8 protein-coding genes are annotated in these 23,371 nt (G+C 64.5%); 3 read left to right on the top strand and 5 right to left on the bottom strand.

The window, feature by feature from the left end; genetic code table 11:
• Positions 1-114: 114 nt before the first annotated feature.
• From M1L61_RS05775 to M1L61_RS05735, 5 genes are read right to left on the bottom strand one after another with little or no spacing between them, the layout of a single operon-like run.
• Positions 115-663: a toxin-activating lysine-acyltransferase gene (locus M1L61_RS05775; protein ID WP_019337072.1), complete on the bottom strand. Its 549-nt coding sequence runs from the start codon at positions 661-663 to the stop codon at positions 115-117.
• A complete protein-coding gene (locus M1L61_RS23115) occupies positions 660-13,196 on the bottom strand; it encodes a cadherin domain-containing protein (protein ID WP_283102630.1) in 12,537 nt (4,178 codons plus the stop codon). The genes M1L61_RS05775 and M1L61_RS23115 overlap by 4 nt, the downstream gene beginning before the upstream one ends.
• Positions 13,189-13,809 carry a hypothetical protein gene (locus M1L61_RS05745; protein ID WP_049455575.1) on the bottom strand — a complete coding sequence of 207 codons (621 nt, stop codon included), beginning with the start codon at positions 13,807-13,809 and terminating at the stop codon, positions 13,189-13,191. The genes M1L61_RS23115 and M1L61_RS05745 overlap by 8 nt, the downstream gene beginning before the upstream one ends.
• Positions 13,806-15,200 carry an HlyD family type I secretion periplasmic adaptor subunit gene (locus tag M1L61_RS05740; RefSeq protein ID WP_248854432.1) on the bottom strand — a complete coding sequence of 465 codons (1,395 nt, stop codon included), beginning with the start codon at positions 15,198-15,200 and terminating at the stop codon, positions 13,806-13,808. Before M1L61_RS05740 ends, M1L61_RS05745 begins: the two co-directional genes overlap by 4 nt.
• A 30-nt stretch (positions 15,201-15,230) precedes the next feature.
• Positions 15,231-17,414, bottom strand: coding sequence for a type I secretion system permease/ATPase (locus M1L61_RS05735; protein ID WP_283102629.1), 2,184 nt, complete (start codon positions 17,412-17,414; stop codon positions 15,231-15,233).
• Positions 17,415-17,627: 213 nt separating this feature from the next.
• Between M1L61_RS05735 and M1L61_RS05730 the strand changes: the two genes are divergently transcribed.
• The 3 genes from M1L61_RS05730 to M1L61_RS05720 all read left to right on the top strand — a co-directional run bounded on the left by M1L61_RS05730 (position 17,628) and on the right by M1L61_RS05720 (position 23,290).
• Complete coding sequence (locus M1L61_RS05730) at positions 17,628-18,659, top strand: LacI family DNA-binding transcriptional regulator (RefSeq protein WP_049455574.1); 1,032 nt, start codon at positions 17,628-17,630, stop codon at positions 18,657-18,659.
• A 131-nt stretch (positions 18,660-18,790) separates the two neighbouring features.
• The gene (locus M1L61_RS05725) at positions 18,791-19,693 is read left to right on the top strand and encodes an ABC transporter ATP-binding protein (protein WP_010483501.1); all 903 of its coding nucleotides are present in this window, start codon (positions 18,791-18,793) and stop codon (positions 19,691-19,693) included.
• A gap of 12 nt (positions 19,694-19,705) precedes the next feature.
• On the top strand, positions 19,706-23,290 hold the full coding sequence (locus M1L61_RS05720; RefSeq protein ID WP_248854431.1) for an ABC transporter permease subunit: 3,585 nt from the start codon (positions 19,706-19,708) through the stop codon (positions 23,288-23,290).
• The last annotated feature ends 81 nt before the right edge of the window (positions 23,291-23,371 follow it).

Below are 23,371 nucleotides of genomic sequence, written 5' to 3'. Positions count from 1 at the left end.
GGTGGGCACTGCCAGAAACCCGGCATTCTATCATCGCGCCCCGGCCCACCGGGCTTGCCTCTACTCCCCCGACCGCCAGCATGGCGGCCGGGGCGGGCGTTTACCCTTACCGGATCAGGCCGCCTGCGACGGCACGCCGCCCAGGGTCACCTTGTCACGCCGGCCGGTGGCCGGATCGGTCCGGTGCATGGACAGGCTGCGCCCCGCGAACGGCCCGGTCAGCAGATCGCCCAGCATGGCCTCGGCCAGGCCGTTGCCGGGCTGGGCGAAGGGGGTGATGAACTCGATCAGCCACAGGCGATCGCCGCTGTTCCAGTCGTCCAGTTCCAGCCGCTCGCCGACTTCCAGCTTGCGCTCGGCCTCCTCTGAAAGACTGGCCCAGATTGCAACGCCAAGCGGCAACTGTTCCAGTGCCTGCTGGGTCACCCCGGCGAAGGCCGCACCGGCTTCCTGCATGCCCGGCAGCGGCGGTAGTGTGCCGAAACGGAACACCCGGAACTGCTCCTTCAGCAGCGGCGGCATGAATGACCATTCGAGGTCCTTCAACTGCATCTCACGGTGCAGCGGCGACTGTGAAAGCAGCCAGACGATCTGGCCGAGGGCCTCGGCAACGGTGCGCGGCGCCCCGTCGGAGGCGGCGGTGGCGGTCGTGGACGTGATCATGAACGGGAAATCCTATAGTCGGGAATGGCGGTCAACAGTTCCATGGCGGCCGGATCGCGCGCCGCCGTGCTGATGCCCTGGGCATAGGGCTGAGCGTCGAACGTGGACATCGCTTCGATCATCTGGAACCGCTTCTTCTGTGCCAGCGCCAGATTGTCATGCAAGGCGGAGCGCTGTGTTGTCGGGCCGGACGGAATGCTTTCATCGATGGGGGCACGCTGTTCCGACCGAGCCGATTGCTGCATCCGCTCGGCGGCGGTGGGCTCAACGCCACCGAAATGATCCCCCAGTTCCGTCACGGCTTGTGCCACCGGGGCCTGCGGCAGGTCAGTTGCAGGCGTGAAGCGTGGATCCCCGCCACGGCGGTTGACGCGTCCGGAGGCGGCATCACCGCTACCCAGGTCACGCCCGCCCTTTCCGGAGCCAGCATTCAGGTTCAGGCCGTCATCGTCGCCCTCCTGATTGCGCTCGCCGAAAGCGAAGAACATGTCCGACAGGGCCGCCTGGGTGCCATCGATACGGATGTACTGACCGTTGGCATAGGTGGTGTTGTCCACCGACGTACCCGGCATCTGCCCGGTACGGCGCGCATCAAGGTTGATCGACGCCACGCCGGCCTGCTGCAACGTCAGCAGCTCACCCGCCTGGCTGATGCCATCGCGGTTGGCATCGCGCCAGACCTGGAACTCCCTGAAGCGGGCGTCATTGGCATCCAGGCGGCGGTCGCCGTTGCTGTCGTAGGCGGCCAGTCCCTCAAGGTCGGAATGGGCGCCTGCAAGATCGGCCGTGAACGAGATCTCGGCGCCGGAATCGATCGTGCCGTTGCGATTGCGGTCGAGCACCAGTAGACCGTCGTGCGGCCCGACCCAACCGGTCAGATCACGCACGCCATCACCGTCCATGTCAAAGCGCGTGGCGCTCTGTGCCCAGCCCACGGTCTCCACGCCGTCGCCGTCCAGATCGAGAACCACAGGGCCGAGGCGAGCGCCGAACTCGTTGACGACAAACTTCAGCGGATCACTCCAGAGGCCAGCGCTGTCCACGCTCTGGATGACGATTTCATAGTAGGTGTCGTAGTAGGTCTCCTGGTAGTAGCCCGCGCCGCTTCCGCGCGGATCGCCCCAGTTTCCGTCGTTCACCTGACGCCGGTTTCCACGATTCACGATCCGCGTGGCAAGCGTGCCGTTGTAGTAGTAACCGTTCAGGAAACCATCACCGGAAATGGCCTTCGACGTGGTCCCATAGTCAAAGAACGATGTCTCGTTGGTATAGGTGTCCCAGTACTGGCCAGTAGTACTCACCAGTTCCACCGCGCTGGTGATCACCAGACGGCTGAAGATGTCCTCCTGGTCACTTCCCCAGAGCACGTACACGTAGTTGCTGTCCTGCGTCTGGACGACCGTCGGCCGCTCATTGACGTTCTGCACATTGATCGTCACCCAGGTGCTGCTGGAAAGGCCACCACGATCGGTGACCGTCACCTGGATCTGGTGGCTCTGCGCGGTCTCATAATCCAGCTGCCCGTGCAGCGCGATCTGACCCGTGGTGGCGTTGATGCCGAACAGGTTGCTGGCACCACCGGTGATGGCAAACCGGTGGTCGCGGTTGTACCACTGGCTGTCCGGGTCGGACCAGTTGGTGAACTGGAACACGGTCTGCCCCGCCCCCGGCGCCGATTCGGCCAGCGTCAGGCTCTGGCCCCAGGTCGTCGGTGCCTCGTTGACGTCTTCGATGCGTACCGTGATCTCGCGATTGCCCGACACCAGCGCTCCATCCGTCGCACGAACGGTGACGTTGTAGTACGCCTCCAGCTGGCCATCGCCGTCGCCGTCGATCAGCTGCAGGTACGGTGCAACCGCTTCGAAATCGAAGCTGCTGACGTTGTACTTGAGCTGGTTGCCGGAAATGGCGAACCAGGCAAACGGATCGTTGATGATCTGGTACGAGGGCGCGGTCCCGTCCGGATCAGACGAGGACAGCGTGGCCACCACCTGCCCGGACACGCCGGTGTTCTCGGAGGTGAGCGCCACGTGCTGCACGACGTCAGGCGTTCGTGGCGCTTCGTTGACGTTGGACACGCCCACTTGGAACACCTGGTCGCGGGTCGCGCCGTGGGTGTCGGTCACCCTCACCGTGATTGCATGCGAAGTGGCGGCCTCGTAGTCCAGTAGCCCACCATTGGCGACGCTCAGTACACCAGCCGCGGTGATGGCAAAGCGGCCGCCAGCATTGTTGACCAGGGTGAAGGTCAGGCCGTCGGTCACGTCCTGGTCCTGGCCACTGAACTTACCGACCTCGGCGCCGTTGGCAGTGTTTTCCGCGATGCTCAGCGTGCGATCAACGGTGATGCCATGCGGCGTATCGTTGACGTCTTCAAGGCGCACGGTGATGGTGCGCGCCCCCGCCGAGGTCAACCCACCCGACACAGCCTTCACCGACACCGAGTACACCACCTCCTGGCGGCCATCGCCATCAGCGTCACTCACGGCCATTCCAGCAGCCTTCAGCGCTTCGAAATCCAGGGCCAGGCCATCACGGAACTTCAGCTGGTTGCCGACCAGGGTGAACCAGCCGCGCGCGTCGCCCTCCAGCACATAGCTGTAGCTGCCATTGCCGCCACTGGAGGCAAGGTTGGCGATCACAACGCCGCCCAGCGCCGCATTCTCGGCGGCGATTGCCACCGGTTGGCTGGAGACGGTCGGCGTAGCCGGCGCCTCATCAACGTTGGTCACCGCCACGGTGAACGTCTTGTCGCGGGTCAACCCTCCCGAGTCGGTCACCCGCACCACGATCTGGTGCGAGGTGTTGGCCTCGTAGTCGAGCAGGCTGGCATTGGCCACCGTCAGCACGCCGGCCGCGGAAATCGCAAAGCGCCCGCCTGCGTTGTTGGTCAGGCTGAAGGTGAAGCTGTCATTGTCCGCATCCACCCGTGCGAAGTTGCCCAGCACGGTGCCATTGGCCACCGGTGCATCCGAGGTCGACTCGACTGTGCTCAGCGCACGGTCCACGGTGATGTCGGTCGGACGCGCATTGATGGTGACCGACAGGGTCTGCGTCTTGCTGCTGGTCTTGCCCGTCGCGGTCTCCTTGGCGATGGCGGTCACCGTCAGCGCCGCAGTGCCGGTCAGGTCGGCCGACCACGTGGCCGGACCGACCAGCGCCAGACCGGCCAGCTGCGCCGGCGTCAGCGACCACACGCCGTTGCCCAGGTTCGTGCCCTTGTTCAGGGTCAGCCCGGTCGGCAGGTTCGAGATTCGGATCTCCAGCGTTTCCGACCCGTCGGTGTCGGTGAGGGCAGCCTGCACGTCCAGCGTCAGCGTTCCGCCATCAAGCGTCTTGCCGACCTGCACGGCACGGGTAATCACCGGCGCGTCCACTACCGGCGCCACATTCATGAAGAACACGCGCTCGGTCACCAGCCCACCGGCATCGGTTGCGATCAGCTTGATCGCAACGCGTCCGCTGGCGTTGCCCTTCGGCACCAGCGTCACCGTACGCTCGCCGTTGGCCCCCGCAGTGATGCTCGGAGTATTCATCCAGGCCACCACCGTCGTGAGGTCAGTGGCATCCACCGCCACGGCACGTACGGTGACCCCGGATGCCGGGGTCAGGTCATCACCGACGGTGAACTGCAGGGCGACCTGCCCATCCTCGTTGATCGACTGATCCGGCACGATGCTGATCGACGGCAGGCCGTTGCCATCCCAGTAGTGCCGCCACTGGTTCTCGAACGTGCCGTCGGCATGCAATGCCTGATAGGCCGCCACCGTGGCCGGCTTGGTGCGACCGGCCATCAGCGCGACCAGTGCCTCTGCATTGATCGTGCTGCTGGCGTGCTCGCCGGCCAGGAAGAAATCAATCTTGTAGTTGGCGCGATCATTGGCATTGGTGGTCGTGTACCAGCCCTTGATCGTGGTCACCACGCTGGTGCCGATCACCGAGATCACCAGGTCATCGCCGGTACGGCTGAACCACAGGTCATTGCGGCTGATGTCGCGATAGCCGATGACGTCGATATCGTCGCCACTGGAGTCGTAGTTGCGGATTTCGTCGGCACCGGAGTTGCGGTCGATCAAGTAGACGTCGCTATCATCGCCACCAATCAGGATGTCGTTACCGGCGCCACCATACAGGGTGTCATTGCCGGCCTGCGCATCGAGCAGGTCGTCACCATCACCGCCATACAGCGTGTCGTTGCCAGCACCGCCATAGAGCTTGTCGTTGCCTGCGCCACCCTCGATGTAATCATCCCCCGCGCCACCAGTGATGACGTCGTCGAACCCACTGCCGATCACGCGCTCGAACGCATCTTCCAGCACATCGCCAGCGGCCGCGCCACCATGTGCTCCGGTAGCCAGGTTCAGCACGATGCCCGCCGTCGCCGAGGCGTAGGTCAGCGTATCGACACCGACGCCCCCGGACAGGGTGTCGGCACCGGCACCGCCATCGAGGATATCGTCGCCATCACCACCGCGCAGGATGTCGTTGCCGACGCCACCGCGCAGCGTGTCATTGCCGATGCCCCCTGCCAGCAGGTCATTGCCGGCACCGCCATCGAGGATGTCATTGCCGGCGTCGCCGTACAGACGATCATCACCGTCTTCGCCATACAGGTTGTCATCGCCATCACCGCCACGCAGTTCGTCGACGCCTGCGCCACCGTACAGCGTGTCGCGACCCAGCTCGCCCCACAGTTTGTCGTCGCCAGCCTCACCGCGCAGATTGTCATCGCCATCGCCACCGTACAGGTCGTCGTTGCCACCGCCGCCGTTGATGATGTCATTGCCACCGAGCCCCTGGATCACATCCCGGTTGGCCTGGCCGACCAGCGTTTCGCCAGCGGCAGTGCCGTACAGGTAGTCATCGCGGTTGACCACGGTGAAGACCAGCTGCTTGCTGACGCTCAACCCGGCGCCGCCGCGATCGGTCGCGGTGACCGTCACGGTGACGTTGCTGCCCGCCTCATAGTCAACGATCGCACCCGCCTTCAGGCGTAGCTGGTTGCCGTTGATGATCTCGAAGCGGCTGTCGGACACGCTGTACACCATCGTGGCGAAATCACTGCCGGCCGTGGTGTCTGGGTCGGTGGCCGACAGCGTGCCGAGCAGGATCGCCGGCAGCGCGGTACCGGTGGGAACGCGATCGGTTTCGCTGAAGCTGGTGGTGGTGGCCGCGAACATCACTGCCGTCGGCGCTTCGTTCTCGTCTTCGATGGCATAGGTGAAGCTGAGCGTCGAAGCAGATGCCAGGCTGCCGTCGTACGCCCTCACGCTGGCGGTCAGCAGCACCTCCTTGATGCCGTCGCCATCCAGATCGACCAAGGTCGCGCCTTGGGCGGCGGCCAGCGCCTCGAAGTCGATTGCAACGCCCGCACGCACGCGTACCTGGTTACCCACCACCTCCAGCAGACCGCCCGGGTTGGCTACAAGTTGCAGGGTCGGCGTGGTCTTGTCGGGGTCCCCGATCACGAAGGTGCCTACCACCGTACCGGCGCCCGTCTTTTCACCGGCCAGTACGGGTGCGGTGTTCGGTGGCCGCGTCGGCGTGAACGGTGCCTCGTTGACGTTGCGGACGTCGATCTTGAAGTCCTTCTCGAACCACGCGCCGGCACTGTCGGTCACGCGTACCCGGATGGTGTGCGCGGTGGCGGTCTCATAGTCCAGCTTGGTGCCGTCACGAACGCTGAGCGTGCCATCGGCCGTGAGCTTGAAGCGCCCGCCGCCATCATTGATCAGGGTGAAGGTGGCCGTATCTTCCGCGCCGTCGCGATCGATATGACCGAAGCGGCCCAGCGACAGGTTGTTGGCGGCGTTCTCGTCCACGGCCAGCGGGCCGGGTGCGAGGATGTCGCTGGGCGCGTCGTTGACCGAGCGCACCACCAGATCGACGATCTGGTCGGCGGTATTGCCGTCCGCATCGGTCACCCGGACCACGAAACGGTCATTGCCGTGGCGGTCCGCAGCCGGCGTGTAGACCCAGGCGCCGGTGGCCGCATTGAGCGTGACGGCCCCCATACCGGGTGCGGTGATCACCGTGTACCCGGTGATGTTCCCATCATGGTCGACGGCATTGACGCTGCCACTGAGCGGCACGTCCTCATCGGTGGCCAGGTACTGCGTCTCGACCAGTGGTGCCGGCTTGTTCGAGTTCTGCCAGTAGGTGCCGAGCAGGCCCTGCAAGCTGGAGGACATCCCGGCCGGCACGGACGCCGACTCTGCCGCCATTGCCGCGAGCAGTGGCTCGGCGTGGGCGAGGAAAAGCGAGCCCGCACCGGTCGCGATCTCGGTGATCCGACTGGAGCCGGTGTAGTAGCCCGCGATGGTGATCCGGGTGCTGCCTCCGATCACGCTGACCAGCAGATCGTTGCCCACCTTCTGCAGCCAGACCTCGTGGTTGGCCACGTTCTGCAGCACGATGCGATTGACGCCCAGTGCGTCTTCGATCCGGTCGTTGCCGCCCTCCCGATCGAACAGGTAGGTGTCATTGCCATCACCGCCCCGCAGCAGGTCGTTACCGGCCTCACCGGCCAGGGTGTCGTTGCCGGTCCCGCCGTCCAGCAGGTCGTCGCCCGCGCCACCCACCAGAGTATCGTTGCCGGCTTCGCCGTAGAGCTGGTCGTCTCCATCCTGCCCCCCCAGGGTGTCATTGCCTTCGCCGCCCCAGGCCTTGTCGTTGCCTACATCGCCGCTGATCTGGTCGTCGCCCAGCCCACCGTAAAGGTCGTCAGCACCCGCGCCACCGGCCAACACATCGTTGCCCGCGCCACCTTCAAGTCGGTCATCGCCGGCATCGCCGGACAACGCATCGTTGCCGTCGCCGCCCATCAGGGTGTCGTTGCCATCACCACCGATGAGCACGTCATCGCCCCCACGCCCATCCAGCCAGTCGTTGCCGCCCAGCCCGATCAGGCGATTGGCCCGCGAATCACCACTGATGGTATCGGCGAAGCCGTCGCTGCCCACCACGTTCTCCAGCGTGCTGACGCCGTTGACTGCGACCAGGGTATCGCCATCGGCATGCCCGCCCGACAGCGTGCCCGCGGCCAAATCCAGCACCAGCGACGCGGTGGACGTCACATAGCGGACCGTATCGCCATAGGCTTCACCCGCCACCGCCGCCTGGCCGAGGCTGATGCGGTCGCTGCCACCGTCGAGGATATCGGCACCGGCACCGCCCTCCAGCGTGTCGTCGCCGTCGCCGCCCCGCAGCGTGTCATTGCCATCTCCACCCGCCAGCACGTCGTGACCTGCAAGACCCGTAAGCGTGTCCGCGCCATCGGACCCGAACAATACATCGTCACTCGCGCTACCGCCTTGGGAAAGCTGGCGGAACTGGCGCAGATCCAGCACCAGTCCGTCCTTCAACTGCATGAACTCGACGCGACGTTGGGCATTCGTGTGATTGGCGAGCTTGATCGTACCGTTCTGTGCGGCGAAGACATCCACCTGGAGCGTCGTCCCGCTCAGCGCCAACCGAAGATTGGAGAGGCTGAGCCCTGCTCCCAGTACCAGCGTATCCTGGCCCCCGTCGATGGCCTGGAACACTTCGCGTACGATCTGTTGCCCATTTGGCCCGTTTCGCCAGGTCGACGAACGGAACTGCCCCTGCGCCGATGGCCACGTGGTGGAGGCTGGCGCGTTCGTCACTGGGGCGTCAAACAGGAAGTCCACCTTGTCCACGCTCTGGTAGACAACAGTGCCGGATCCGATCTCCTTGACCGTCAACCGATACTGATGCTTGTTGCCCACCGTTGTCTCGCCAATGCCCAGATACTCCCAAGACGCCGTGTAGGCTGATCCCAACGTCCCTGAGCTGGACATCACCTCATCAAGATAGAATGCGCCTTCATAGATGACATCACTACCGTCGCCGATGTTGTACTCATAGGCATCGTCGCCCTCACCGCCGTACAACGCATCCGCGCCACCGCCACCACGCAGCACATCTGCGCCTATGCTGCCGCCGAGGCGGTCGGCGCCGGCGCCGCCCTCGATGCCTTCGATGCTGCTGTAGGCATCGCCCTTGGCGTCGCCGGTATTGGCGAACGTGCCTTCCAGGTAAACGCGCACCGCCGCACTTCCCGCGTAAGAGGCGATGTCCACGCCACCGCCACCGAACAGGGTGTCCGCGCCGGCACCGCCGTGCAGCAGATCGTCACCCTGGCCGCCGTACAGGATGTCGTCACCCGCACTGCCACGCAGCGTATCGTCGCCCTCATTGCCCATCAGCAGGTCGTTGCCCGCACCGCCGTCGATAACGTCATCGCCACCGTTGCCGGTCAACCAGTCCTTGCCAGCCGTACCGACGATCGTGTCGTTGCCATCGCCACCCCCAAGCAGGGTCATGTCGGTGAGCGCATGGCGGCCGGTCGCGGCAAACACCATGTTCTCGATCGATCCGCCGAGTGCGTACCAGTCCCTGATAGTGATCCGGTCACTGGACGCCGAGAGGCGCTCCTTCTCACCATCGCGACCGATCACCAGGCGCAGGTCATTGCCATCGCGCTGCAACATCACATCCTGGATATCGATGCCAACGCCAAATTCCAGCGAATCAACACCCGCGTTGCGCGCTATCAGGCCATTGAGCGCGCCCTTGTGCCGGCGCAGCACCTGCGCCTCGTCGTTCCAGTCGTTGTGGCTGATCCAGGTGGAACCGTCGAAATAGACCACGCCGTCCTTGCTGACGGTGCCATCGGCATTACGCACATAGCCGTTGACGTAGGCGCCCTTCTCCCAGACCAGATCCCAGTTGTCGACATAGTCGTCCATGACAATGTCGTCGCCATCGCCGCGCTGGTAGCGGAAGACGTCATCGCCTTCACCGCCCACCACTTCGTCGTTGCCACGGCCGCCGACCACGAGGTCCGAACCCGTACCACCATACACACGGTCATTGCCATCATCGCCAAACACCGTGTCGTTGCCCGCGCCGCCCAGCACCTGATCGTTGCCGGAGCCGCCCATCACCCAGTCCTGGTCGCCATCGCCAGCAACGAAATCGTCGCCCGAGCCACCATTGCCGAAGTCATTGCCGGCCAGGCCGCGGATCTCGTCGTTGCCAGCCCCGCCATACAGGAAGTCCGCACCGTAGGTACCCAGGATCACATCCGAGCCACCGGTGCCGATGATGTACGAGGTCATATCGCCGATGCGGATGTCCTCGCCATCGGCAAACCGCAGCCACTCCACGCGATGCGAAGATTCGAACCAGTCCTTGATGGTCAGCTCGTCGCCGGTGAGGATCGCGTTGCCGGCGGCGTCATAGCTGACCAGGGCAATGATCAGGTCGTTGCCGGCACCGCTGGCCGAGGAGCGACGCATCTGGATGTTCTGCAGCGACAGGCCGGTGCCGAACACGATCGCGTCCTCCCCCCCCTTCACCGAGCCGTTGACCTCGTAATCGCCGCCACCAGCCCAGTTGCGCGCCAGCTGTCCATTGGCGATCTTCGCGAGGCGGTCATTCAAGCTGTCGCCGCTGCCGCGGATGGCCCCCGCCCCCTCTTCGTCGTAGACCACATCGCGGCCGTCACCGAGCCGGAACAGGTACTGGTCCGCGCCGCCCCCACCGAACAGGCGCGCTTCGCCATTGCCCCCCCGATCATCGCCGGCGCCACCGGCGATGATGTCGCCACCCTCGCCACCCGCCAGCAGGTCGTTGCCAGCGCCGCCTTCCAGCCAGTCCGAACCGGTGCCGCCATACAGGCGATCGTCGCCGGCACCGCCGTCGAGGTAGTTGCCATTGCCACCACGCGCAGCGATCGCCAACGCCTGTGCGCTGGCATCACCGATGGCGAAGTTCACATTGGTGACATTGCCGGCGAACAGCACATCGTTGCCGTCACCGCCAAACAGCCAGTCATCGAGCAGGCCACCCACAAGGGTGTCGTTCCCACTGCCGCCGAGCAGATCGTTGCCGAGATCCCCGCCACGGACCAGATCGTCGCCAGCACCGGCATCGATGACCGCAGCGATGCCGATGCGATGGGTGGCCGGGGCGGCCTTGCCGTTGATCAGCAGGCCAGTGGTGCTGGACAGCGTTGCACCATTGACGATGATGCTATCGTTGCCGGTGCCACCGAGGATGCGATCCTTGTCTGCGGTGACGATGGTGTCGCCAATAGAGAGGAGCTCCTCGCCGCTCCATCCCATGAACAGGAACTTCCGTCCACTCGAACTGTCAAGCGATGCAACGACGTTCGCCGCATTCAGGCCTACGCCATTCAGCTCCCCATCGGGCAACTGATCCATCCATGCCGCAAATCCGCCTACCCAGTCAGTCGATGCACGCTTGTTCAACCCAAGTTCTGTGGCACGCGCAAATGTGATAGCCCATTGTGCTGCCAGTCCGCTTTCCGGAGCGCCGGCAATGAGCGCGTTGATCTGGAAGGGGTCCATCAGATAGCGCCCGTAGTCGGCCGCCATCGCAAGATCCCCGACCAGAGACGTCACGTTGAACTCACGCGAAGACGGCAGCATCCCCAGGTGTTGCACGAGGGCGCGCTTGATATGGATGTCGCCGCCGATCATCTTCCCGGCAAGATTGGTCAGTGCCAGTGCCGATCCGTATCCGATCAGCTCTTCCGCGCTGGAGAACGCGACGGGAGCCGCCGACCAGTATCGATACTCCTTTCCATACGCGCCAAAGGTGCCCCCATCGACAGAGCTACCAGAGGCTACCCGGCTTCCGGACAATTTCAGCACAGCATTGAGATTCTCCGCCACGGCACTGGCGAGGATCTTCGCACCGGCCTTGGAGCCACCGGAGCGTGACCGCACTCCGCTGATGACGAAACTCTCCGATGTCTCTTCCCAGCTGACCGTGGCCCACGACCGCGGCTTTCCACTTGAGAAGAACGAGCCGATCAGTCCTCCCAGGATGTAGCCGACCAATGCGCCGACTGCCGCACCGATCGCGCCGTATGCCGCCCCACCCACTTTACTGCCCGCTGCAGCCCATGTCGTCGCCGCAGATGCACCGACATAAGCACCAATGGCCGATCCCACCTGCGCACCGATCTGGCCACCGATGGTATCGAACTCTACGAGGCTGGCACCGATGCGCGCGCCGACATAAGCCCCCACCGCATTGAACAGCTGGGCGGATTTGATGCCATTGAACAGGCTGATGTTCGCGCCATTGGAAATCGCTGCCGCGTTCTGGATGATCTGCGCGATCGCCGCCGACGCGACGGTTTGCCCCAGTTCGCCAAGCGTTCCTTCAATACCAAGCGAGCTGATCAGCTCTGCGGCCAGGTAGGAGGAGATCGCACCCACACCTGCACTGCGCAGGTTGGCCTGGAACTCTTCCGGAAGGTCGTCAAGGACGTTCTGGACCACTCCCGACGGAAGCGTTACAGACACACCGCCGGCTTGGATGGCCTCTGCCAGATTCTCACCGACGGTTGTCAGGATGGTGGAACTCAGCACCCGCCATGCAGGATCCTTGATACGCAGTGCCGAAGAAACGGCGCCGCCGATGGCTCCGCCGAGCCCACCCGCCAAGGCAATCTTCTGCAAGAGCCCATCGTCGGCATTGAACAGCCAACTCAATGCATACGGGGAGTTCCAGCCGGGTGTCGCTGAGCCCTTGCGCGTGATGGTCGTCCAGTTGTTCGGACCATCCGAGATTCCCAGGGTTTCACTGTTCCCGGTGAAATAGAAGCCCGATGCCTCCAGCTTTGCTCTATCCACTCCGAGTGCTGCAAAATCGATGGTCAGCGCATTGGGCTTTCCGGCCCCCAAGATGCGGCGATACTCGGATTCGTAATACAGAATCCTGTTGATCGCTCCGAGCGTGTAGTACTCGTGATAGCTCAGATTGGCGTTCGGGCCGAGCTTTGAACGTGGATCATCGAAGTAGCATACGGCCACCGCTTCGATGTTGGCCGCTGTCTGTTGCAGAACGAGATTCTGATCAAGCACGATCCCGGGGGCAGTTTCGTAAAGCCCGCTGGGCAACCTTGTTACGCAGTCCGGGCGCACAAAGTACATGCGTTCCAACAGCGCCTGGCGATCAATTGGCTTGCCCCCATTGCTGGCAACCATTTCATTGCGGACGGCATTCCACCCGTTGATTGTTGCGACGGCCTCGTTGGCACGTGCTGCAAGCACATAGTTCTTGATCGCTATGGTGTAGTTGCGATCCGAATCACGGAACTGCGACAGATTGATCACTACATTCGAGAAATTCCCGGAAGCAGCATCGACAGCACCACTGAACAAGCCATGCCCGATCTCATGACCTAGCGTGGATCTCAGGTTGTCCATCACTGCCGTGCCAACGCCTCTGGAAAGCGCGTTCCTTGACAGCCGCATGACCCCGTCGTCGAGATGCCCGCCCTCGCTGGCACTCTCCGGAAGAAGTTCAATCGCCTTCAGCTTCCCTTGAAGCGCCGCGCGATTGAACTGCAGGATGAGCTGCGGGGAGCCCTCCAGTGCTCTCTGAATCAGATTCGCGGCGCGCAGCGATTCGCCACCTCGCGCCCTGAGAATATCGAGAATCGACTTCAACTGCGAATTGAATTCAGCCATTTCCCTGCTCCGATGGTTCGACCTGGATGCTCTCCACACAGGATTCGCCGCTGACGGATCCAGTGGGGACGTAAGTGATCACGACCACGGGCAGATGTGGTCGAGAAAAAAAATGTATGCGAGGAGAGCCTGGCGGCACCTGGGGACGCGTGTGATCAAAGCCGTTTCTTCTCAGCCGATCGGCAAACTCCGCGAAAGAGAAGGTGCAGTACCCTGGTACCCGGCGGCCTTGCTCCCCCACTACGTAGAACGCAACGACGTTCCCGCCATTGGGGCGCTCTCTGGATTCAATCCAGTAGTTCCAGCCTTCGCGAACCTTGGCGTCTATCCGCAACACACCAGTGCGGTAAGGCGAGGGCGCCATGGGGCGAGCGGAAAGACGATTCCAGCTCGAGCTCGAGATCCCCTTGAATCCGGGTACTGCCCGCTGCTCGGACAGCAGGCTGACAATCCGCTGGGAGAGAAGGTCGGCACTGATATCTCCAGAGGGTGCCGGCTTGCGCTTGGTGATCTCGGCGGCCATGGCATTGGCAGGCACGATCAGGATCATTCCAAGCAGGAAGCCGCCCGCTTCCCGAGTGAACATCTGCCTCAAGCCTTTGACCACGTTCATCGCTCCCTCCCCGCTTCCTGCACGCGCCTGGACAGCGGCGACAGCAGGTATTCAATGATGCGGCGATCACCGGTCTTGATTTCCGCCGTTGCGGCAAGGCCCGGCGCCAGCGCGCGACGCCGGCCATCCACTTCGATCCAGGGCTGCAGCAGGCGCACGCGGGCCGGATAGCGCAACCCTTCCTTCTCGGTCTGTACCGCATCGCGGCCCACAGTCTCGACCACGCCATCCACCACGCCGTAGCGGGTGAACGGATAGGCCTCCAGCTTCACCTCCACCGGCTGCCCTTCCCGGACGAAGCCGGCATCGCGATTGGGCAGCATCGCATCGACCACCAGCTCGCCGTCATGCGGCACCAGCACCATCAGCGCATCGGCCGGCTTCACCACACCACCGATGGTGTGCACCTGTAGTTGCTGCACGACGCCATTCACGGGTGCGCGCAATACCGTGTGCCCAGCCTTGTCATGGGCCTTCTTCAATTCTTCGCCACGCAGTGCGCGCGCCGCTTCCGCCTCAGTCAGCGCATCCAGTGCTTCACGTGCGAACTCGCTGCGGCTCTTGCTCATCTGCTGGCTGGCCGCCAGTTGCGCGGCGGTCGCTTTGCGCTGCTCTTCACGGCGAATAGCCAGGTCCTGGCGCATGCCGACAACACGCTCTTTCACTTCGGCCACCTGCAGTCGCGGCACGTAGTTGTCGCGGCTCAGCTCCTCCAGCTTGTTCAACTGGTCGGTAGCCAGCGGCAGCTGCTCTTCCAGCTTGGCGATCTCGGCCAGGATCATGCCGTGCTCGCCATCGCGCTGGCTGCGCTCCTGCTGCAAGCCGCCCACGGTGGAATCGAACTCGCGCTGCTTGGCGGCGACGAGTGCCTGCTGGACGGCAACAATACTGTCAGGTGCCCCCTCCGGTGCGATGAAGCGACCGGCCCGGCCGGCAACGTGGTCAACCACGGCCTGCGCCCGTGCCACATCGATCTGCGCGGTCAGCAACGCCTGGCGCGCCTGCTCGACTTCGGCATGGCTGACCGTCGGATCCAGTTCGAGCAGCGGTGTGCCGGCCTTCACTGACTGCCCTTCGACCACATGGATTGCACGGACCACGCCCTGGTCCGCAGCCTGGATCACCTTCACATTGCCACGCGGAATCACCTTGCCTTCGGCCACGGCGACCATGTCCAGGCGGCCAAGGCACGACCAGATCAATGCAATGGCCAGAAAGGCGGTCAGCAGCCAGAGAACGGTGCGGCCGATCGGGTTCGGGGGCTTTTCCAGGATCTCCAGCGCCGCCGGCAGGAAGTCCGGCGCGGCCGAACTGCGTGGGTCCTGCTGCGCACGCTCCGCGCGCAGGCTCTCGCGCAGGATGCCCAAATGATGCCTCAGTCCTTTCAACATGCGTGCTGTCCTTGGCTGGGCGCGCGGTGGTCAGTTCAACGGGGCGGCCACGGCGGGCAGGCCCATCTGTTTGGTGTAGAGCAGTGAGTAACGGCCTCCCGCGCGCAGCAGATCCTCGTGCGTGCCGGTCTCGGTGATGCGGCCACGTTCGAGGGTCACGATGCGGTTGGCCTGGCGTACCGCCGACAGACGATGCGCGATGATGATCACGGTGCGGCCGGCGGACATCCGCTTGAGGTTGTCCTGGATGACTTCCTCGCTCTCCGCATCCAGCGCCGAGGTCGCCTCGTCGAAGATCAGGATCTTCGGATCGATCGCCAATGCACGCGCGATCGCCAGGCGCTGCCGTTGGCCGCCGGAGAGATTGCCACCACGCTCGTCGATGCGTGTGTCGTAGGCCTCGGGCAGCTCCAGGATGAAATCGTGTGCGCCGGCCAGCTTGGCCACTTCCACCACTCGGCTCATCGGCATCGCCGGGTCTGCCATGGCGATGTTCTCGCGCACGCTGCGGTTGAACAGCAGGTTTTCCTGCAGTACCACACCCACCTGCCGCCGCAGCCACGCCGGGTCCACCATGGACAGATCGACACCATCCACCAGCACACGGCCACGCTCCGGGGTGTGCAGGCGCTGGATCAGCTTGGTCAGGGTCGACTTGCCAGACCCCGAGGGACCGACCACGCCGAGGATCTCACCCGGAGCAATCTCCAGACTGACTGACGACAACACTTCCTGGCCTTCGGGGCGATAGCGGAACGACACATGCTCCAGCGCGATGCGGCCATCCACTGCCGGCAGGCTGGCACGCGAGGGTGAGCTGGCCGGTTCGGTAGGCGAGTTGAGGATGTCGCCCAGCCGCTCCACGGCGATGCGCGCCTGCTGGAAGTCCTGGGCCAGCTGCGCCAGGCGCAGCACCGGGCCGGCAACCTGCCCGGCAAGCATGTTGAACGCCACCAGTTCGCCCACGGTCAGCTTGCCGTCGATCACCAGCCGCGCGCCGAAGAACAGCAGCGCCACCGTGGCCAGCTTGTGGATCAGCTGTACCGCCTGCGAGCCCCAGTTGGCCAGCATGCTGGCGCGGAAGCTGGCCTGGATGTAGCCCGCCAGCTGCTTGTCCCAGCGGTTCTGCGCCTGCGGCTCGACCGCCAGCGCCTTGATGGTCTCCACACCGGTCACTGCTTCGACCAGGAACGACTGGTTTTCGGCGCCGCGCACGAACTTCTCATCCAGCCGACGCCGCAGCATCGGCCCGACCACCATGACCACCACCGCGTACAGCGGCAGCGTGATCAGCACGATCAGCAGCAATGCAGGGCTGTACAGCCACATCACGGCCAGGAACACGATGGCAAAGAACAGATCCAGCACCACCGTCTGCGCTGAGGAGGTGAGGAACTCGCGGATGGTCTCCAGTTCGCGTACGCGCGCCACCGAATCACCCACCCGGCGCGCCTGGAAATAGGCCAATGGCAGATGCGTGAGGTGGGAGAAGAGCTTCGAGCCAAGTTCGGCATCAACGCGGCTGGTGGTGTGCGAGAACAGGTAGGTACGCAGCCCGCCCATCACCACTTCGAACACCGAAACCACCAGCAGGCCGAGGGCAAGCACTTCCAGCGTGGTGATGCCTTTGTGCACCAGTACCTTGTCGATCACCACCTGGAAGAACAGCGGCGTGATGAGTGCCATCAACTGCAGGAAGAACGAGGCTACCAGCACGTCACGCAGCAGGCGGCGATACTTCACCAAGGCAGGAATGAACCAACCGACATCGAAGCGCCTCGCGGCGCCGGCCACGCTTTCACGCGTGGTCATCAGCAACAGGCGGCCATCGAACTCCTGCGAGAACTCGCCAAGGGACAGCGTGACCGGGCGTCCGTCGGCCGCCGCGTCGAAACACAACACGTTCTCGGCGTCAGCCTTGAGCACGAGCGTATAGCGCCCATCGGCCAGGCAGGCGATGGCGGGCAGCGGATGGTCGCGCAGCGCGGTTACCCGCGCCTGTACCACGCGTGCTTTGACGTCCATCCGCTTGGCCAGGCGCAACAGATCCTGTGTATCGATACGGCCCTCGGGGTGGCCCAGCTGGTGCCGGAGTTGCTCGGGGTCGGCAGGCCGATCCAGAAACCCCAACAGGGCGACGAAGCACGCCAGCGCGCCCCCATCGTCCACGCACAGCGACTCCTGCAGATCGATCCCTGATCCGTTACTGCCCACGTCAACTGCCTTGTTGCCCCTTGGTGCGCGGACTCTAGGGCCATGCCATGGCAGCTGTCCATCTGCTGAATGCGCTTTTGTGCAAATCAAGTCAAAATGACAAATTGGTCACATTTTTTAACATCAACCCCGTTCATTCAGACAGGAGCGCACCTGCAAGCGGAGGGCCAGCCTCATGGCATCATGATCGCTGCACGTTCCCTATCCGTTCCCATGACGATCAAAGGCAAAGCCACCTCCCTGGACATCGCCCACCTGGCCGGGGTCTCCCAGCCCACCGTGTCGCGGGCCCTGCGTGGCAGCCCGATGGTCAACGCCGAAACCCGCGAGCGCATCCTGCGCATCGCCCGCGAGCTGAATTACAAGGTCGACAAGAACGCCTCCAGCCTGCGCCTGCGCAACGCCGGCACGCTGGCCCTGCTGTTCTTCGAGGACCCGACCAACGACGATTCGCTGATCAACCCGTTCTTCCATTCGATGCTGGGCTCGATCACCCGCGCCTGCGCGCTGCACGGGCAGGACCTGCTGGTCTCGTTCCAGCAGCTGTCCACCGACTGGCAGGCCGATTACGAGGACAGCAACAAGGCCGACGGCATCATCCTGCTCGGCTACGGCGACTACCACGAATCGCGCGACCGCCTGCAGCGGCTGGTCGAACAGGGTACGCACTTCGTGCGCTGGGGCGCCGCCCTGCCCGGCCAGCCCGGTGTCTCAATCGGCAGCGACAACTTCCAGGGCGGGCATGACATCACCACCCACCTCCTGCAGCAGGGCTGCCGCCGCATTGCCTTCCTCGGCCATGCCTCCAGCCATTACCCCGAATTCCAGGAGCGCTACCGCGGCCATGTCGCGGCCCTGCAGGACCACGGCCTGGCCGCCGAACCGGCGCTGCAGCACGATGCGATCACCACCGAGGCTTCCGGCCAGGAGGCCTGCCAAGCGCTGCTGGCGCGCGGCGAACCGATCGATGCGATCTGCGCCGCCAGCGACCTGATCGCCATTGGTGCGATGCGCACCCTGCGCGAGGCTGGCCTGCGGGTGCCACAGGACGTGGCGGTGACCGGCTTCGACGACATTCCGCTGGCGGCCTCGGTATCCCCGGCGCTGACCACGGTGCAGCAGGACACCAAGCAGGCCGGCCAGCTGCTGGTGGAGCGCCTGCTGGCGCTGATCGGCCGGCAACCGGTGGAGAGCCAGAGCATCCCGGTGAAGCTGGTGGTGCGGGAATCGTCGCTGCGCCGGTAAGCGCCACCAGACCTCCCGCCACGCCCCAACGTGCGACGGCGGAATTCTCCCCCCATGACCAACGGCGGATGCGCACGGAAGCCGATGCGCGGATAACGCGCAGACATCGCCCATGGAAAGGTGTACGTCGCATGCTGAAGATCGATTCGCTGTCCAAGACTTACGCCAACGGCGTGCATGCCCTCAACAACGTCACCCTGGACATCCCGCGCGGCATGTTCGGCCTGCTCGGTCCGAACGGCGCCGGCAAGTCGTCGCTGATGCGCACGCTGTCCACCCTGCAGGAAGCCGACAGCGGCACGGCCACCCTCACCATTCCAGGCGAGGCGCCGATCGACGTACTGCGCGACAAGGACGCGGTGCGCCGCCGGCTGGGCTACCTGCCGCAGGATTTCGGCGTGTACCCGAAAGTCAGCGCGCTGGACCTGCTGGAACATTTCGCGGTGCTCAAGGGCCTGACCCAACGCGCGCAGCGCCGCGAGGTGGTCGATGGACTGCTGCAGCAGGTGAACCTGTGGGACGCGCGCAAGCGCAAGCTCGGCACCTACTCCGGCGGCATGCGCCAGCGCTTCGGTATCGCCCAGGCGCTGCTGGGTGACCCGCGGCTGGTGATCGTCGACGAGCCCACTGCCGGCCTCGATCCGGAGGAACGCAACCGCTTCCTCAACCTGCTGGCGGCCATCGGCGAGAACGTGGCAGTCATCCTGTCCACCCATATCGTCGAGGACGTGACCGATCTGTGCCCGACGATGGCGATCATGAACAAGGGCCAGGTGCTGCTGACCGGCCGGCCTACCGAGGCCATCGACGCGTTGCAGCACCAGGTCTGGCGCAAGCAGGTCGATCCGTCGGAACTGGCCGACCATGAAGCACGCTACGTGGTGCTGTCCACCCGCCTGGTCGGTGGCCGCCCGGTGATCCACGTGCACAGCGCCAACGACCCCGGCGACGGCTTCGCGGCCGTGGCTCCCGACCTCGAGGACGTGTACTTCCAGCGCCTGCGCCTGCAGGCCCGTGCCCGCGCGGCAGCCTGAGCGGAGCACGCCATGATCTTCAACTTCTTCCGCTTCGAGCTGCGCGAGCAGCTGCGTTCCCCGCTGCTGTGGCTCCTGGCCGGGCTGTTCGCCCTGCTTGCCTTCGCCGCAGCGTCCAGCGACGCGGTGCAGATCGGCGGTGGCGCCGGCAACGTGCACAGCAACGCGCCCACCGTGATCGCGCAGATGCTGGGCATCTTCACCCTGCTCGGCATGCTGATCACTGCCCTGTTCGTCAGCAACGCGCTCCTGCGTGACTTCGAACTGGGCACCGCCGAGCTGATCTTCGCCAGCCCGGTAAAGCGGCGCGACTACCTGGCCGGGCGCATCGCCGCGGCACTGGCGGCCGGACTGCTGGTCTACGTCCTGATCGCGTTCGGACTGTGGCTGGCGCCGTTCATGCCATGGGTCGATCCCGAGCGCATGGGCCCGATCAGCTGGCAGGGCTATGCGTGGACGTTCGCGGTCATCGTCATCCCGAACCTGTTGTTCACCACCGCGCTGCTGTCGCTGCTGGCGGCGCTGACCCGCTCGATCCTGTGGGTCTACATCGGCCTGGTGGCCTACCTGGTGCTGTACGGCGCCAGCGCGGCCCTGCTGCGCGACATCGACAATACGTGGATCGCGGTGCTGAGCGAACCGCTGGGCATGCGCGCACTCGGCCGCACGATCCGCTACTGGTCCACCGCCGAGCGCAACAACGGGATTCCCGAGCTGACCGGTTATCTGCTGGCCAACCGTGTCCTGTGGCTGGCTGTGGCGGCGGCGCTGTTCGCCGCTACCTTCGCGCTGTTCCGTACCGAGCGCAGCGGTAGCGGCCGCCGTCGCTGGGGCCGCAGGCAAGCGCAACCGGTTGCCGATGCCGCCGGCGCCCGCCCCACCCGCGCGACACTGCCGCGCGTGGTACCGGCGTTCACCGCCACCACCGCGTGGCAGCAGTTCCTGCGCCAGGTCCGCTTCGATACACGCGGCGTCCTGCGCAGCGTGCCGTTCATCGTGCTGCTGGTACTGGGCCTGGCCAACTTCCTGCCCAGCGCGCTGTTCCGGCAGACCCTGTACGGCACCTCGATCTGGCCGGTCACCTCGCAGATGATCATGGGCCTGCAGGGGGCCTTCAGCTGGCTGCTGGTGATCATTGTGCTGTTCTTCGCCGGTGAGCTGGTCTGGAAGGAACGCAGTGCGCGCATCAACGAAGTGACCGATGCCATGCCGGTGCCGAACTGGGTGCCGCTGCTGGCCAAGTTCACCGCACTGCTGGCCGTGATCGTCTGTTTCCAGGCCGCCGGCGCGCTGGCGGCGATGGGCGTGCAGCTGGCCAAGGGCTACACGCATCTGGAGCCGCTGCTGTACCTGCGCAGCCTGGCGCTGGATTCGGTGGTCTACATCCTGATGGGCGGCCTGGCGCTGGTGCTGCAGGTGCTCACCAACAACAAGTTCGTCGGTTATGCGCTGCTGATCGTGGTGATGATCGGCCAGGGCGTGCTCGGCCTGCTCGACTACACGCAGAACCTGTACAACTTCGGCAGCTGGCCCAACGCGCCCTATTCGGACATGAACGGCTACGGCCACTTCCTCACCGGGCAGCTGGCGTTCCAGGGCTACTGGGCGCTGTTCCTGCTGACTTTGATGTGCCTGGCGTCGGCCTTCTGGGTACGGGGTGTCAGCCAGGGCCTGCGCCAGCGCCTGGCCCTGGCCGGCCGCCGCCTGCGTGGTCCGACCGGCGCCTTCGCCGCGGTGGCCGCGCTGGCGTTCGTCGGCGTGGGGAGCTGGCTGTACTGGAGCACCAACATCCGCAACGAGTTCCTTTCTCCGGACCAGCAGCTGGATCTGCAGGCCCGCTACGAGCGCGAGCTGTCGAAATACCGCAACCTGCAGCAACCACGCATTGTCGCCGTGGACAACCGCGTGGACCTGTTCCCGGAATCGCAGTCGATGGTGATCGATGCGAACTGGACGGTACGCAACACCCACGCCACGCCGATCCAGGACGTGCACGTCTCGATGGGCGATGACAAGCAGCTGATCGCGGTCGACCTGGGTGGGCAGACACTTGCGATGCATGACGCCGATCTCGGCTACCGCATCTACCGCCTGCAGAAACCGCTGCAACCGGGTGAAACCCGCAGCGTGCATTTCCGGGTGGTGCAGAAGCCCAACGGCATCACCGCCGGCCAGGCACCAAGCAACATCGTCGACAACGGCACCTTCTTCAACAGCCGCGTGCTGCCTTCCTTCGGCTACAACGAAGGCGCCGAGATCAGCGACCGCAACGAACGCCGCAAGCGCGACCTGGGCGAGCCGCGGCGCATGCCCAAGCTGGAAGACGAAGCCGCACGCGCCAACACCTACATCTCCAACGATGCCGACTGGCTCGACTTCCGCACCACGGTCTGCACGGCACCGGACCAGGTGGCGCTGGCCCCGGGCTATCTGCAGCATGAGAGCACGGTCAATGGCCGGCGCTGCTTCAGCTATGCCATGGACCGGCCGATGCTGAACTTCTACGCCTATCTGTCGGCACGCTGGGAGGTGCGCAAGGCGAAGTACAAGAACATCCCGGTGGAGGTCTACTTCGACCCGGCGCACGGCTACAACGTGGACCGTATGATCGAAGCGGTGCAGAAGTCGCTGGCCTACTACGAAGCGAACTTCACCCCGTACCAGCACCGCCAGGTGCGCATCATCGAATTCCCGGGCTATGCCCGCTTCGCGCAGTCGTTCGCCAACACCATTCCGTATTCCGAAGCGATCGGCTTCATCGCCGACCTGCGTGATCCGGACAAGGTGGACTACGTGTTCTATGTGACCGCACACGAGATCGCGCACCAGTGGTGGGCGCACCAGGTGATCGGCGCCAACGTACAGGGCGCGACGGTGCTGTCCGAATCGCTGTCGCAGTATTCGGCACTGATGGTGATGGAGCAGGAGTACGGCCGCCAGCACATGCGCCAGTTCCTCAAGCGCGAACTGGACGGCTACCTGTCCGGGCGTGGTGGCGAGGCCATCGAGGAACAGCCGCTGGAACGTGTGGAGAACCAGCAGTACATCCACTACCAGAAGGGTTCGCTGGTGTTCTACCGGCTGCGCGAGGAGATCGGCGAGCAGGCGCTTAACCGGGCATTGAAGCGTTTCCTGCAGGACAAGGGTTACCAGCAACCGCCCTACACCACCTCGCGCGAATTGCTGGCCTACATCCGCGCCGAGACCCCGGCCGACCGCCAGCCGCTGGTTACCGACCTGTTCGAGAAGATCAGTTTCTACGACAACCGGGTGATGGCCGCCAGCGCCCGCAAGCGCGATGACGGCCGCTACGACGTGACCCTGGACCTGCATGCTGCCAAGCAATATGCCGACGGCAAGGGCCAGGAAAGCGACGGGAAGATGGATGACTGGATCGAGATCGGCGTGTTCGCCAACGGGCCTTCAGGCAAGGAACGCGACCAGAGAGTGCTGTACCTGCAGCGTCATCACATCACCAGCGCCGATCCGAAGATCACGGTGACCGTGGATGAAAAGCCGGATGAAGCGGGCTTCGATCCGTATAACAAGCTGATCGACCGGGTGAGCGACGACAACCGGCGCAAGGTGACGATGTGAGGCAACGGGGCGCCGGCCTGTGCGCCGGCGTTCCACGCAACACGTGCGGGCTTGGCTCGGCCTTGATGTTTGGCTTGGCCC

The sequence above is a fragment of the Stenotrophomonas sp. NY11291 genome (genome assembly GCF_023277365.1).
Taxonomy (GTDB): Bacteria; Pseudomonadota; Gammaproteobacteria; order Xanthomonadales; family Xanthomonadaceae; genus Stenotrophomonas; species Stenotrophomonas geniculata.
Note: the sequence above shows the minus strand (reverse complement) of the source record. Positions and strands in the feature narration are given on the sequence as shown.